The following is a 14,376-nucleotide window of genomic DNA, read 5'->3' on the forward strand; positions in this document are numbered from 1 at the left end:
CTGCCCGCCGATGCCGCCCGCGCCCATGCCGGCTGGCTGGCGGCCGGCGGCGAAACCTGGTCCGAGCTGGAGCCTGGCTTCGTGCCGGGGCTGGTCATCGACGGCCTGTTCGGCATAGGCTTGAACCGTCCGCTGGGCGCCGACTGGCAGGCGCTGGTGGACACGGTCAACGCCTGGAACGTACCGGTACTGGCGCTGGACGTGCCCAGCGGCATAGACGCGGATAGCGGCGAGGCCCTGGGCCGTCCGATGCGGGCACGCTGGACCCTGTCATTCATCGGCCGGGCGAGGGGGCTGGAGCGCCCGGGTCCGGGACGCGACGCCTGCGGCATATCGGAAGTGGAGACGCTGGGCGTGGTCCTAGCCCCGGCGGGCTGACCCGCCATACTGGCTTGCGCGCTCAGGCGGGCTTGCCGCCGAAGCGCGCGGCGATATCCGCAGCCAGTGGCGCGTAGCGCTCGTTGTCGCGGCTGGCCAGCGCGTCCAGGTGCGCTTCCGAGGCGTCGAATACCTGCCAGTAGATGCGTCCGCAGATCTCGCGGGCGGCATGGCCCGGCCAGTCCTCGGGCAGCATGGGGCCGGGTAGTTGGGGGTCATGCAGGACAATCCGGCGCCAGCTGTGCAGCAGCATCACCCGCACGATGAAGGCTTCGCCGGGCGCGGGCGGGGTCTCCAGCAGCTTTTCCAGCGGGCCGAAATTCTTGGAGAACTGGCGGTACTGCTCGGCCAGCTCGTCCAGGTTCCAGCATTGCGAGGCCAGGCTGGCTATCGGCAGCCCGCCGGCGCCGGCCAGGTCGCGGGCCGACAGCACCAGCGCCCGGTCCGGGATGCCCAGCTTTTCCAGGATGTCGTGCGCGGCGCTCGCCTCGGTGTGCGGATGCGCGAACAGCCCCGGCGCGATCATGCCGAAACCCTCCCAGACCAGTTCCCGGCGCAGTTCCGCGCGTTCGGCCAGCCCGTTGCCGGTGCGCGGCAGGGCGACCAGCGTCCATTCCCCGTTCCATTCCTGGGGCGGGCCGACATAGATGCGCTGCGAGGCGTGCGCGGTATGGCGCAAGCCTTGCTCGGAAATCAGGTAGAGGCTGCGCCGCCCGTGACGTTCCGATTGCAGCCAGTTCTGGGCCACCAGGCGGAAGACGCTGGTGCGCAGCAGGCGTTCATTGATGCCCAGCGGGGCCAGCAGCTCGATCAGGTCGCCCAGCCAGATGGCGCCGCCATGCGGGGCCAGCGCGTCGCCGAGCAGGCTGACGCAGAGCGATTTCGCGCGCGGCGGATCGTTCTTGATCAGGCGTGACAGAAAGCGGTCCAGGGGCGACTGAGGGTTTGCCATTAGAGGGGGCGCGGGCGGCCGATATCGGGATCTGCAATATGATACATAAATCCAATGTGATACAGATTTGAGTTTGACAATGAATTTTTTGTATTAAATAATCCTTGTATGACATGACGGCACTGCGCAACGTTTGCTTTGCGTTTTCGCAAACCGTCTTCAAGGAGACAAACATGTACGCTCAACTCGTCGAAACCGGCGTCAAGCAGGTCAAGACCGCGGACCAGCTCGAAGGCCGGGAACAGACGTTCCAGCGCCGGATCGACGACGGCGTCCGCATCGAGGCCAAGGACTGGATGCCGGATGCCTACCGCAAGACGCTGGTGCGCCAGATTTCCCAGCACGCGCACTCCGAAATCGTGGGCATGCTGCCCGAAGGCAACTGGATCACCCGTGCGCCTTCGCTCAAGCGCAAGGCCATCCTGCTGGCCAAGGTCCAGGACGAAGCCGGCCACGGCCTCTACCTGTACAGCGCCGCCGAGACCCTGGGCGTGTCGCGCGACGACCTGATCGACGACCTGCACGCCGGCCGCGCCAAGTACTCCAGCATCTTCAATTACCCCACGCTCAGCTGGGCCGACATCGGCATGATCGGCTGGCTGGTCGACGGCTCGGCCATCATCAACCAGATCCCGCTGTGCCGCTGCTCCTACGGCCCCTATGCGCGGGCCATGGTGCGCGTCTGTAAGGAAGAGTCCTTCCACCAGCGCCAGGGCTACGACCTGCTGATGCAGATGTGCCTGCACGGCACGCCCGAGCAGAAGGCCATGGTGCAGGACTCGCTGAACCGCTGGTGGTGGCCGGCGCTGATGATGTTCGGTCCCTCGGATGCCGATTCGCCCAACAGCGCCCAGTCCATGGCCTGGAAGATCAAGCTCTTCTCCAACGACGAGTTGCGCCAGAAGATGGTGGACCAGACCGTGCCGCAGGCCGAGTACCTGGGCTTGACGGTGCCGGATCCCGACCTCAAGTGGAACGCCGAGCGCGGCCATTACGACTTCGGCGAGATCGACTGGAGCGAGTTCTACGCGGTGCTCAAGGGCAATGGCCCCTGCAACCGCGAACGCCTGGCCGCGCGCGTCAAGGCGCACGAGGACGGCGCCTGGGTGCGCGATGCGCTGGTCGCCTACGCCGACAAGCAGGCCGAGCGCAAAGCAGCCTGAACTCGCGTCCGGGCTCCACTCTTCTTCACCACCATTGCAAACCGGAGCGCGCGGCGCGCGCCCGGCATTCGAGGATATCCATCATGAGCAAAGACTGGCCTTTGTGGGAAGTGTTCATCCGCAGCCAGCACGGCCTGGCGCACAAGCACGTCGGCAGCCTGCACGCATCCGACGCCGAAATGGCGATCAACCACGCCCGCGACGTCTACACCCGCCGCAACGAGGGCCTGAGCATCTGGGTGGTGCGCGCCTCCGACATCGCGGCCAGCAGCCCGGGCGACAAGGATCCGCTGTTCGAGCCCGCCAACAGCAAGGTCTACCGGCATCCGACGTTCTTCCCGATGCCCGAAGAAATCAAGCACATGTAAGACGGCGGGGGAGACATGGACAAGACTCTGTTTGAATACCTGCTGCGCCTGGGCGATTCCTCGCTCATCCTGTCGCAGCGGCTGGGCGCCTGGACCGGCCACGGCCCGATCCTGGAAGAAGACCTGGCGCTGACCAATACCGCGCTCGACCTGCTGGGCCAGGCCCGCATGTGGCTGACGCTGGCGGGCGAAGTCGAAGGCGCCGGCCGCGACGAAGACGCGCTGGCCTACCTGCGCGACGCGCACCAGTTCCACAACGTGCTGCTGGCGGAACGCCCCAACGGCAACTACGCCGACACCATGGCGCGCCAGTTCCTGTTCGACGTCTGGCACTACTTCCTGCTGCAGCGGCTGGAGCAGTCGGGCGACGAACGCGTCGCCGCCATCGCGGCCAAGGCCATCAAGGAAGTGACCTATCACGTGCGCCGTTCCTCGGACATGGTGGTGCGCCTGGGCGACGGCACGGCGGAAAGCCATACCAAGATGCAGGCGGCCATCGACGACGCCTGGCGCTTCACCGGCGAACTGTTCGCCGACGACGCCATCGACCATGATGTCGCCGCCCGCGGCATCGGCTGCGAGCTGTCGGCCTTGCGCCAGCCCTGGCTGGCCCACGTGTGTGAAGTGCTGGAAGAAGCCACCCTGACCGTGCCTGACGAGTCCGCCGCCAACCATCTGGCGTACCGCGGCGGCCGCCAGGGCAGGCACACCGAGGAACTGGGCTACGTGCTCGCCGAAATGCAGTTCCTGCCGCGCGCCTATCCCGGAGCCACCTGGTGAACGCGCTCGCGCCCGTATCCGCCGACCAGGTCTACACCTGGCTGCAGGAGGTTCCCGATCCGGAGATCCCCGTGCTGTCCGTGGTGGATCTGGGCGTGGTGCGGGACGTGTCCTGGGACGGCGACGCCTGTGTCGTGGTCATCACGCCCACGTACTCCGGTTGTCCGGCCATGCGCGAGATCACCCAGGACATCCAGCAGACGCTGGCCCGCCACGGCATCGACGAGGTCCGCGTGGAAACACGGCTGGCGCCGGCCTGGACCACCGACTGGATGAGCGAAAAGGGACGCGAGGCGCTCAAGGGCTACGGCATCGCCGCGCCCGCCGAACGCGCCGTCGACATCTCGGGCATCAGCCGGCGCGCGGCCGGCCCTGCCATCGCCTGCCCGCGCTGCGGTTCGAAAGACACGCGCCTGGTCAGCAACTTCGGCTCCACGTCGTGCAAGGCGCTGTATCGCTGTGTGTCTTGCCGCGAGCCCTTCGATTATTTCAAGACTCACTGAGAGCGGTTTCGCAATGAGCCAGAACCAATTCCATTCCTTGACGGTGGCCTCGGTGGCGCGCAACACGCGCGACGCCGTGGTCGTGACCTTCGACCTGCCCGAGACGCTGGCGCAAGAGTTCGCCTTCCAGCCGGGCCAGTACCTGACGCTGCGCACCGAGCTGAATGGCCAGGAACAGCGCCGCTCCTATTCGATCTGTTCCGCGCCCCACGACAAGCTGCTGCGCGTGGCGATCAAGAAGGTGGACGAGGGCGTTTTTTCCAGCTGGGCCAACCATGAGCTGCAACCGGGCCAGACCCTGGAAGTCATGGCGCCGGCCGGCAACTTCACCGTCGATTTTTCCCCCGGGAACAAGCGCCACTATGTGGCGTTCGCCGTAGGCAGCGGCATCACGCCCGTGTTCTCGCTGGTCAAGACCGCGCTGTCGACCGAGCCCGACAGCACGTTCACGCTGTTCTTCGGCAACCGCGCCTCGTCGGCGGTGCTGTTCCGCGAAGAGATCGAAGACCTGAAGAACCTCTACATGGAGCGCTTCTCGCTGGTCTACATCATGAGCCGCGAGACCCAGGACATCGAACTCTTCAACGGCCGCCTCGACGGCGACAAGGTCGACCAGCTGATGGCGGCCTGGATGAGTCCCGAGGATATCGATTACGCTTTTGTCTGTGGCCCGCAGACCATGACCGAAAGCGTGGTCGAGCGGCTGCAGGCCCGCGGCATTCCGAAGTCGAACATCAAGTTCGAACTGTTCGGCGCGCCCAAGGGGCCGCGCGCATTGCGCACCGGCCAGGACGCCCGCCAGGCGCCCGGCAAGGGCCAGTGCGAGGTGACCGTGGTGCAGGACGGCCACAGCCGTATGTTCGTGATTGAAAAGAATAAAGACAGCGTGCTGGATTCGGCGCTGGCGCAAGGCATCGAACTGCCGTATTCGTGCAAAGGCGGAGTGTGTTCCACCTGCCGCTGCAAGGTCATCGAAGGCGAGGTGGACATGGACGCCAACTTCGCCCTGGAAGACTACGAAGTGGCGCGCGGTTTCATCCTGAGCTGCCAGAGCTTTCCGGTCAGCGACCGCCTGGTCATCGACTTCGACCAGGAAACCTGACCCGGCCCGCGCCAGGCAGAAAAAACCACATCTATTTGGAGAGACGCAGTGTCCCAACAATTCTTCGAACGCCACCAGCCCCTGCTGGAACAAGCCATGGCCGCCGCCTCCTTGCGCGGCTACTGGAGCCCTTTCGCCGAGTCGCCCAGTCCCCGCAACTATGGCGAGACCGCCAACGACGAGGGCCGCGCCGCTTTTGAAGCGCTGCAAGGCAAGCCTTTCCCGCTGAACCTGCATGACGCCGATGGCACCGTGGGCGGCGAGCAGTCGCCCTTTGGCTTCGATCTGGGCATCACCTATCCGCGCGTGCCCGCCGCCAAGCTGATCGCCGCTTCCAAGCGCGCGCTGGAAGACTGGCGCCGCGCCGGCCCGCGCGCCTGGGTGGGCGTTTCGTTGGAAATCCTGTCCCGCCTGAACAAGCGCAGCTTCGAGATCGCCTACGCGGTCCAGCACACCACCGGCCAGGGCTTCATGATGGCCTTCCAGGCCGGCGGCCCGCACGCGCAAGACCGCGGCTTCGAAGCCGTGACTTACGCCTGGCAGGAAATGTCGCGCATCCCCGGCGTGGCCGTCTGGGAAAAGCCGCAGGGCAAGAATGATCCGATCCGCATGGAAAAGCAGTTCACCGTGGTGCCGCGCGGCGTCGCGCTGGTGATCGGCTGCTCCACCTTCCCGACCTGGAACGGCTACCCCGGCCTGTTCGCCAGCCTGGCTACCGGCAACACGGTCATCGTCAAGCCGCACCCCGGCGCCATCCTGCCGCTGGCCATCACCGTGAAGGTGGCGCGCGAAGTGCTGCAGGAAGCGGGCTTCGATCCGGACGTGGTGCTGCTGGCCGCGCATGCCGCCGGCGATGACACCGCGCAGAAGTTGGCGCTGGACCCGGCCGTCAAGATCGTCGACTTCACCGGCAGCACCGCCAACGGCGACTGGCTGGAAAACAATGCCCGCCAGGCGCTGGTCTACACCGAGAAGGCCGGCGTCAACCAGGTCATCATCGATTCCACCGACGACCTGAAGGGAGTGGCCCGCAACCTGGCATTCTCGCTGGCCCTGTACTCGGGCCAGATGTGCACCGCGCCGCAGAACATCTACGTGCCGCGCGACGGCATCCAGACGCCGGAAGGCCGCGTCAGCTTCGATGAAGTCGCCGCCGCCCTGGGCGCCGCGGTCGAGAAGGTCGGCGCCGATGCGGCCAAGGCCGTCGAGTTGACCGGCGCGATCCAGAACCAAGGCATTGTCGAGCGCATCGAGAAGGCCCGCGCGCTGGGCCTGCCGGTGGTGGCCGACAGCAAGGCGCTGACGCATCCGCAGTTCGAGAACGCCCGCGTCCGCACGCCGCTGCTGCTGCGCACGGAAGCCGGCAATGCCGCCATCAGCCAGGAATGGTTCGGCCCGATCGCCTTCGTGGTGGCTACCGACTCCACCGCCCACAGCATCCAGCTGGCGCGCGACAGCGTCATCCAGCATGGCGCGCTGTCGTTGTCGGCGTACACCACCAATGACGCCGTCGCCGACCAGGTGCAGGACGCCGCCGAAGTCTCGGGCGTGTCGCTGTCGTTGAACCTGACGGGCGCCGTGTTCGTCAACCAGACCGCCGCGTTCAGCGACTTCCACGGCACCGGCGCCAACCCGGCCGCCAATGCCGCGCTGTCCGACTCGGCCTTCGTGTCCAACCGCTTCCGCGTGGTGCAAACCCGCCGTCATGTCTGAACGGGGGGCCGACATGAGCTACCAGGATATCCAATTCGACCTGTCGGGCGGCATCGCGCGCCTGACGCTGAACCGTCCCGACAAGCTGAACAGCTTCACGGCCAACATGCACGGCGAAGTGGCTGATGCGCTGACCCGTGTCGAGACCGAAGGCGCGCGCGTGCTGGTGCTGACCGGCGCGGGCCGCGGCTTCTGCGCCGGCCAGGACCTGAGCGAGCGCAAGCCCGCCGCCGACGGCACGCCGCCCGACCTGGGCGAGACCGTCGACAAGTTCTACGGGCCGCTGGTGCGCCGCGTCAACGCCTTGCCCATGCCGGTCGTGGTGGGCGTGAACGGCGTGGCCGCCGGCGCGGGCGCCAATCTGGCGTTCGCTGGCGACATCGTCATCGCCAAGGCTTCGGCCACGTTCATCCAGTCGTTCTGCCGTCTTGGGTTGATCCCCGACACCGGCGGCACCTTCGTGCTGCCGCGCCTGGTGGGCCGCGCCCGCGCCATGGGCCTGGCCATGCTGGGCGACAAGCTCAGCGCCAAGCAGGCCGAAGAGTGGGGCCTGATCTGGCAATGCGTGGCGGACGAGGAATTCGACGCCGCGCTGGAAGGCTTGGCGCAGCACTTCGCCAAGGCGCCCACCAAGGGCCTGGCGTTTACCAAGCGGGCCATGCAGGCCAGCCTGGCCAATGACCTGTCCACCCAGCTGGACCTGGAGCGCGACATGATGCGCGAACTGGGCCGCAGCGCGGACTATGCGGAAGGCGTGGCCGCCTTCCTCGGCAAGCGCGAACCGCAATTCAAGGGGCAATAAGAATGAACGCACATGTTCCCGCGGTCGAAGTGCCGACCGATCCCCAGGAGCTGGCGCAGGCCGTCGGTACCGCGATGTACGCGGACGACGCGGCGTCGCAGGGCCTGGATATGAAAGTCGAGGAAATGGCGCCGGGTTTTGCGCGCCTGACGATGCGCGTGCGCGCCGACATGCTGAATGGCCACAAGACCTGCCACGGCGGATTCATCTTCGCCCTGGCGGATAGCGCCTTTGCTTTTTCCTGCAATTCGCGCAACGTCAGCACCGTGGCGTCGGGCTGCACCATCGATTACCTGGCCCCGGGTTTCGAAGGCGACCTGCTGACCGCAGTGGCGCAGGAACGCTCGCTGGCCGGCCGCACCGGCGTCTACGACGTGACGGTGACCAACCAGGATGGGCGCAACGTGGCGCTGTTCCGCGGCCGCTCCTATCGCATCAAGGGGCAGATCGTCGGCGTCCCCGCGGACGCTTGAGCCAGCCATCCAACCAAAGATACGGCCGCGGGCCGGGCCGCGAGTGGGCAGGGCTTCCGCCCGCCGCGTGACCGGGCTCCGCGCAGAGAGAATTTCAGGAGAGAGATAACCATGTCCAACACCATGAGCAAGCCGGGGCTGGACCCCATCGAGCATGCCAGCGAGGATGAGCTGCGCGCGCTGCAGCTGGAGCGGCTGAAGTGGTCGCTCAAGCATGCCTACGACAACGTGCCGCACTACAAGAAGGCCTTCGATGAAGCCGGCGTGCACCCCGATGACCTGAAGCAGCTGTCCGATATCTCGAAGTTCCCCTTCACCACGAAGAAGGAACTGCGCGAGAACTATCCCTTCGGCATGTTCGCCGTGCCGCGCGAGCGCATTTCGCGCATCCACGCCTCCAGCGGCACTACCGGCAAACCGACAGTGGTGGGCTACACCCAGGGCGACCTGGACAACTGGGCCAACCTGGTGGCGCGTTCCATCCGCGCGGCGGGCGGCAAGCCCGGCGACACGGTGCACGTGGCCTACGGCTACGGCCTGTTCACGGGCGGCCTGGGCGCGCATTACGGCGCGGAACGCCTGGGCTGCACGGTCATCCCGATGTCGGGCGGGCAGACTGAAAAGCAGGTGCAACTGATCAACGATTTCCGTCCGGACATCATCATGGTCACGCCCTCCTACTTCTGCAATATTCTGGAGGAACAGCGTCGCCAGGGGATTGATCCGCGTCAAAGTTCGCTGCGCATCGGCATCTTCGGCGCGGAACCCTGGACCGGGCAGATGCGCGCCGATATCGAGACCGAAGCCGGCATCGACGCCGTGGACATCTACGGCCTGTCCGAAGTGATGGGACCGGGCGTGGCCAGCGAATGCGTCGAGACCAAGGACGGCCCGGTGGTCTGGGAAGACCATTTCTACGCGGAAATCATCAATCCCGACACGGGCGAACCCGTGGCCGACGGCGAGCCGGGCGAACTGGTGTTCACCTCGCTGACCAAGGAAGCGATGCCCATCGTCCGCTACCGCACCCGCGATCTGACGCGCTTGCTGCCGCCGACCGCGCGCAGCATGCGGCGCATCGGCAAGATCACCGGCCGCAGCGACGACATGCTGATCGTGCGTGGCGTCAACATGTTCCCGACCCAGGTCGAGGAGCTGGTGCTGAAGATCGCCCAGCTGGCTCCGCACTACCAGCTGGTGCTGTCGCGCACCGGTAATATGGACGAGCTGGAAATCCTGACCGAATTGCGCGCCGAGTTCTCGACCTTGTCGGATGCGGAACGCGCGAACCTGGGCAAGCAGCTGCAGCACGCGGTCAAGACGCACATCGGCGTCAGCGCCCGCATCCAGGTGTCGGACTCGGGCCACGTGGAACGCACGCTGACCGGCAAGGCGCGCCGCGTGATCGACAAACGGCCGAAATAAGGTCCAAAAAAAAGCAGCCGCAAGGCTGCTTTTTTTACTTGATCGTCCCGCGCACGATGCGCCGGTACCAGTAGTGCAGCAGGGCGGCCGACAGGCCCAGGCCGACCATGGCCATCAGCCACATGCTGCCCGCGCCCTGGGGCGAGCCCGGCACCAGGATGGCGCGCACCCCGTCCAGACCGCCGCGGCCCGGGCCGAAGCCGAACCACCAGCCGCCGACCAGTCCCACGCCCGCCAGCGCCACCACCTGCAGCAGCAGGGGGACTACCGCCACCTTGTAGGCGCGCAGCAGGTAGGAGTTGATGCACTGCATCGAATCGAACAGGTGGAACAGGGGCAGGACAGCCAGCAGCGTGGTCGCCACGGCGGCCACCTCGGGATTGTTGGTGTAGGCGGCCAGGATGAGCGGCCGGCCGGCCAGCAGCACCCCCGCAGTCAGCAGCGCGCCCAGGATGCCCAGCGTCAGGCCCGCCATGCCAGTGCGGTGCGCATGTGCGAGATTGCCCGCGCCAATGGCCTGCGCGGTCAGGGCGGCCGTGGCCACGCCCAGCGCCATCGGCATCATGTAGCAGAGCGCGGCCAGGTTGGACATGATCTGGTGGCCGCCAGTCACGAAGGTGCCTTCGCGCGCCACCAGCAGGGCCATGAACGTAAAGGCCGACACTTCCACCAGATACGAGCCGCCCATGGGGATGCCCAGGCGCAACAGCTCCTTCAGCGTCTTCCAGTCGGGCTTGCCGACATGCAGCTTGAAGCGCCGGTAGTAGCGGTCATGGGTGATGACCCACAGGCCCAGGCCCAGGCTCATCCACGACACCACGGCTGTCGCCAGGCCGGCGCCAGTGGCGCCCATGGCCGGCAGGCCAAGATTGCCGTAGATGAAGAGCCAGTTGAAGAAGGCCTTGAAACCGATCGCCGTCAGGTTGATGGCCATGACCAGCTTGGGGCGCGAGACCGAGGTACCCAGCGCGTAGATGGTGCGGAACACCAGCGCCGCGGGCAGGGCCAGCACCAGGGCCTGCAGATACGAGCCGATGCGTTCGCGCACGCCCGGGGCGACTTCTCCCGACATGGAGAGCCACATGTCCGGGAACAGCAGCAGCACGGCGCCCGCCACCGACAGCCCCAGCGCCAGCCACACGCCTTGACCCCAGCTGCGGCCAACTTCAAGATTGTTGCCGGCGCCGAAGTGCTGGGCCAGGATGGGGATCAGGGCGTGCACCACGCCCATCAGCCCGACAAAGATGGTGATGTAGATGGATGCGGACAAGGCCATCGCCGCCAGGTCGGCGGCGCTGGAGTGGCCGGTCATGGCGGTGTCGAGCACGCCGAAGGAGATGCCGGCCCATTGGCTGACCAGCACCGGCCAGGCCTGCCTGGCGATGCCGCGCAGGGTGGCGCCGAAGCTCATCGGCGCGGCGGGCGCCGGCGTCATCGGGGCGAGCCGACCCTGAGCAGGCGGAACACTTCCTGGCGATCAGCGCGCCGGCCGCCTTGCCACAGCACCTCGGCGCCGTCGCTGTAGGCGGCGGTATTGTCCCGCAGGCTCTGGTTGCTGGTCTGCTGCAGCACCAGCGTGCACTTGGAGTCGAACGTGAACGTCAGGTTATTGAAGATCAGGAACGAGGCGCGCTGCCCGCTGCCCAGGCTTAGTCCGCGCACGCACTCGCCGGGGCGCAGGTTCTGCTCCAGAGCCTGGGCCAACTGGCCCGACACGGTGCGATAGCTGCGGGCGTAGTCCACCGCGGGCTGCCACAACAGCACCAGCAGGATCCAGGTGACAGTCAGGCCACCGGCCGACAGCACGGTGCCGCGCCACAACGCTTGCGGCCGCACTCGCAGCCGCCACACCACCAGCGCGATCCAGCCCACGGTGAAACCCACGGCCAGCGCGAATGCCACCCAGGAGATCTCGGGCTGGTAGCCGGTGGTCTGGCGCGCGATGTTGCGGGAAATCTGCGCCGGCCACTGGAAGTGCAGGGCGACCCAGCCCAGCCAGACCGTGGCCGCCGTCAGCGAAAAGCACATGACGGCGAACCAGTCCAGGGTGTTGACCACGCCGCGGCGCAGCGTGGGCAGCGAAAACGCGCCCAGCACCGCGCAAGGCACGGCCAGCAGCACATATTCGGAGTCAGACGCTTCTTCCAGGCCGAACAGCGCTGCGGCGGAGCACACCAACAGGGCAAGGGGCAGCCAGATATGGGGCGCATAGAGCCAGCCGCGCCAGCGCCAGATGGCCAGCAGGGCCAGCGGCCAGGTGGGCCACAGGTACCAGGGCAGGTCGCGCAGGGTGCGCCCGATGTCGTGCCAGGAGGGCACGGCGAAGGACGACAGGTTCCAGATCTTCCAGTTGCGGATCCAGTACTCGCTGCTATGGCTGGCAGGGATCCACCAGGCCAGGATCAGGAGGGCGGCCAGCAGCGCGGTCCAGGGCAGCCAGCGCCGGCATTTCCATAGCTGGCTGCGCGGGTAGAACGCCAAGACCGTGCCCACCATGATGGGGATGGCGCCGACCCAGCCGCGGGTCAGAAAGCTGGCCGCCAGCGCAATGCCCAGCGTGGTGCTACCGGTGAACGGCCGGTCTATGCTGCGCGCCAGCGAATAGAAGGCTAGCGCCTGCCATGCCATGATGGCGGGCACGACGGTGGTTTCGTGGGTGCGCTGCAGGATGCCGACCGTGGCCAGCAGCAGGAGCAGGGCGGCGTCGGCCAGCATGCGCCCGTAGTCGCGGGGTTCTGGCTCGCCGCCGAAGGGCAGGGCCAGCGGTTGCGCTTCGGCGCGGCGGCCCAGCAGATAGGTGCCGTACCAGACGCTGGTCGCGGTGATGCCGAACCACAGCAGATTGGGCAGGCGGCCGGCGGTGATGTCGCCGATGAAGGGGCCGAACAGCCAGACGCAGATGGCGCCCACCCAGGTGATCAGCGGTCCTTCCTCGGCGTGGGCCAGGTGTCCCACCTGCGGCAGCAGCCAGGTGATGCCGCCTTCGCGGATCGCCGTGAGCATGGTTGCCAGCCCCACCGCATCATCTGTTTTCCACGGGTCGCGCATGAACAGGCCGGCCACGATATAGGCCAGCGCCAAGCCCAGCAGAATCAGCCTGGGCAGTTTCGCGGTGGCCACGGACGTGAGCCGGGCCGGAGTGGAGATGGAAAGTGGGGACACGGGCGTTAATGTAACCGAGTGGTCTGATTGCGCTAATACCCAGCGTCATGATTGGACTGCCGGGGAGAAAAAAAAGCAGCCCGGAGGCTGCCTTTTTGCTGCGGCTCCCGCGGGAGCGACAGGATCAGGAAGCGGACTTGACCGTGCCGGCAGTGCGGGCGAAACGGGCGCGGAACTTTTCCACGCGGCCGGTTTCGACGATGCGGGTCTGGGCGCCCGTGTAGAACGGATGCGATTCGGAGGTCACGTCGCACTTGAAGAGCGGGTACGTCTTGCCGTCGATTTCAACGGTTTCGCGCGTGTGCACGGTCGAACGGGTGATGAACTTGTTGCCCGTTTGCAGATCGGCGAAGACGACTTCGCGGTATTCGGGGTGAATGCCTTCTTTCATGGTGCTTTCCTAGGGCTCTTACGAGCCTTGCAAGTTGTTAGGGTCGCCAGCCAGGATGCGCGGTAATCCCGCCCGCTTGGTAAATCCGCCGATATGTTCATCGGATTTTGCCCAGCGGCCGGATACTCGTCGACTGTTCCAGCCACGTATCCAAAAAGTAACCCCAAATTCTAGCATGGGAATTTTGGCCGGGCCAAGAGGAAACGAGACCCTTGGGGAGAGGCGTCCTTGCTGGAAATTGGGGGCAGATTAGGGTTTAAAGATCCGTGCGTAGCTTCCAGATCTCAGGGAACAGCACCACTTCCAGCATGCGCCGCAGGTAGTCCACTCCCGACGTGCCGCCGGTGCCGCGCTTGAAGCCGATGACGCGTTCAACGGTGGTCACGTGGCGAAAGCGCCACAGGCGGAACGCGTCTTCCAGGTCAGTCAGCTTTTCCCCCAGCTGGTACAGGTCCCAGTAGCGGTCGGGCTCGCGGTAGACCGTCAGCCAGGCGGCTTCCACCCCGGCCGACGCCTGGTAGGGCTGGGTCCAGTCGCGGTCGAGGTGGTCGGCCGGCACGTCCAGGCCGTGGCGGGCCAGCAGCCGCAACGCCTCGTCATACAGCGACGGAGCTACATAGGCGCTGCGGACCTGGGCCAGCAGGTCATCGCGATGCGCATGCGGCTTGAGCATGGCGGCGTTCTTGTTGCCCAGCAGGAATTCGACCTGGCGGTACTGGTAGCTCTGGAATCCGCTGGAGCGCGCCAGATAGGGGCGCAGCGCGGAGTATTCGGGCGGGGTCATGGTCGCCAGCACGTCCCACGCATGGACCAGCTGTTCCATGATTTTGCTGACGCGGGCCAGCATCTTGAAGGCGGGCTGCAGCCGGTCGGCGGCCACGTTGGCGATGGCGGCGCGCAGTTCGTGCAACATCAGCTTCATCCAGAGTTCGCTGGTCTGGTGCTGGATGATGAAGAGCATCTCGTTGTGCTCGGGCGACAGAGGATGCTGCGCGCCCAGCAGTTCGTCCAGATGCAGGTAATCGCCGTAGGTCATGTCGCGCGTGAAGTCCAGCTGCGCTTTTTCCTGGCGGACGATGTCTTCGGGGCGTTCGGAGTGGCTCATGCGCGGCCTCCTTGGCAGGGCGGCGCGGCGCGGCGCGCGGAGGCGGGCAGGGCGCGCCA

General features: G+C 66.3%; 15 protein-coding genes. 10 read left to right on the top strand and 5 right to left on the bottom strand.

From position 1 onward, the window contains the following. Positions 1-378, top strand: a 378-nt coding sequence (locus tag VIR09_RS09630) for an NAD(P)H-hydrate epimerase (protein WP_332012655.1), incomplete at its 5' end; no start/stop codon positions are given. A gap of 22 nt (positions 379-400) precedes the next feature. On the opposite strand, the gene paaX is transcribed toward VIR09_RS09630, so the two are convergent. Beyond that, entirely contained in the window at positions 401-1,330 is a 930-nt protein-coding gene (gene paaX, locus VIR09_RS09635) for a phenylacetic acid degradation operon negative regulatory protein PaaX (RefSeq protein ID WP_332012656.1), read from the bottom strand. 173 nt (positions 1,331-1,503) lie between these two features. Between paaX and paaA the strand changes: the two genes are divergently transcribed. From paaA to paaK, 9 genes are all read left to right on the top strand, one after another. Further along, positions 1,504-2,493 (top strand): 1,2-phenylacetyl-CoA epoxidase subunit PaaA, encoded by a 990-nt coding sequence (gene paaA / locus VIR09_RS09640; RefSeq protein ID WP_059379302.1) that lies wholly within the window; start codon positions 1,504-1,506, stop codon positions 2,491-2,493. Between the two features lie 83 nt (positions 2,494-2,576). Continuing rightward, on the top strand, positions 2,577-2,861 hold the full coding sequence (gene paaB, locus VIR09_RS09645) for a 1,2-phenylacetyl-CoA epoxidase subunit PaaB (protein WP_088139234.1): 285 nt from the start codon (positions 2,577-2,579) through the stop codon (positions 2,859-2,861). A gap of 15 nt (positions 2,862-2,876) precedes the next feature. Then, positions 2,877-3,641 (top strand): 1,2-phenylacetyl-CoA epoxidase subunit PaaC, encoded by a 765-nt coding sequence (gene paaC / locus VIR09_RS09650; RefSeq protein ID WP_332012657.1) that lies wholly within the window; start codon positions 2,877-2,879, stop codon positions 3,639-3,641. Next, on the top strand, positions 3,638-4,144 hold the full coding sequence (gene paaD / locus VIR09_RS09655) for a 1,2-phenylacetyl-CoA epoxidase subunit PaaD (protein WP_332012658.1): 507 nt from the start codon (positions 3,638-3,640) through the stop codon (positions 4,142-4,144). Before paaC ends, paaD begins: the two co-directional genes overlap by 4 nt. 13 nt (positions 4,145-4,157) lie before the next feature. Continuing rightward, positions 4,158-5,246: a 1,2-phenylacetyl-CoA epoxidase subunit PaaE gene (paaE, locus tag VIR09_RS09660; protein ID WP_332012659.1), complete on the top strand. Its 1,089-nt coding sequence runs from the start codon at positions 4,158-4,160 to the stop codon at positions 5,244-5,246. A 48-nt stretch (positions 5,247-5,294) separates the two neighbouring features. Next, a complete protein-coding gene (paaN, locus tag VIR09_RS09665; RefSeq protein ID WP_332012660.1) occupies positions 5,295-6,959 on the top strand; it encodes a phenylacetic acid degradation protein PaaN in 1,665 nt (554 codons plus the stop codon). A 13-nt stretch (positions 6,960-6,972) separates the two neighbouring features. Further along, positions 6,973-7,761 (top strand): 2-(1,2-epoxy-1,2-dihydrophenyl)acetyl-CoA isomerase PaaG, encoded by a 789-nt coding sequence (gene paaG, locus VIR09_RS09670; RefSeq protein WP_332012666.1) that lies wholly within the window; start codon positions 6,973-6,975, stop codon positions 7,759-7,761. Positions 7,762-7,763: 2 nt separating this feature from the next. After that, the gene (gene paaI / locus VIR09_RS09675; RefSeq protein ID WP_332012661.1) at positions 7,764-8,234 is read left to right on the top strand and encodes a hydroxyphenylacetyl-CoA thioesterase PaaI; all 471 of its coding nucleotides are present in this window, start codon (positions 7,764-7,766) and stop codon (positions 8,232-8,234) included. A gap of 111 nt (positions 8,235-8,345) precedes the next feature. Further along, positions 8,346-9,659 (top strand): phenylacetate--CoA ligase PaaK, encoded by a 1,314-nt coding sequence (gene paaK / locus VIR09_RS09680; protein ID WP_332012662.1) that lies wholly within the window; start codon positions 8,346-8,348, stop codon positions 9,657-9,659. 34 nt (positions 9,660-9,693) lie between these two features. On the opposite strand, the gene VIR09_RS09685 is transcribed toward paaK, so the two are convergent. The 4 genes from VIR09_RS09685 to kynA form a co-directional block, all read right to left on the bottom strand. Then, positions 9,694-11,094 carry an MATE family efflux transporter gene (locus VIR09_RS09685; RefSeq protein WP_332012663.1) on the bottom strand — a complete coding sequence of 467 codons (1,401 nt, stop codon included), beginning with the start codon at positions 11,092-11,094 and terminating at the stop codon, positions 9,694-9,696. Then, on the bottom strand, positions 11,091-12,821 hold the full coding sequence (locus VIR09_RS09690) for a glycosyltransferase (RefSeq protein WP_332012664.1): 1,731 nt from the start codon (positions 12,819-12,821) through the stop codon (positions 11,091-11,093). Before VIR09_RS09690 ends, VIR09_RS09685 begins: the two co-directional genes overlap by 4 nt. A gap of 124 nt (positions 12,822-12,945) precedes the next feature. Then, entirely contained in the window at positions 12,946-13,212 is a 267-nt protein-coding gene (locus VIR09_RS09695) for a type B 50S ribosomal protein L31 (RefSeq protein ID WP_006218255.1), read from the bottom strand. Between the two features lie 256 nt (positions 13,213-13,468). Next, positions 13,469-14,317: a tryptophan 2,3-dioxygenase gene (kynA, locus tag VIR09_RS09700; RefSeq protein ID WP_332012665.1), complete on the bottom strand. Its 849-nt coding sequence runs from the start codon at positions 14,315-14,317 to the stop codon at positions 13,469-13,471. Between the last annotated feature and the right edge of the window lie 59 nt (positions 14,318-14,376).

The organism is Achromobacter sp. (assembly GCF_036567245.1).
In the GTDB taxonomy this organism is placed as follows: Bacteria; Pseudomonadota; Gammaproteobacteria; order Burkholderiales; family Burkholderiaceae_B; genus Achromobacter.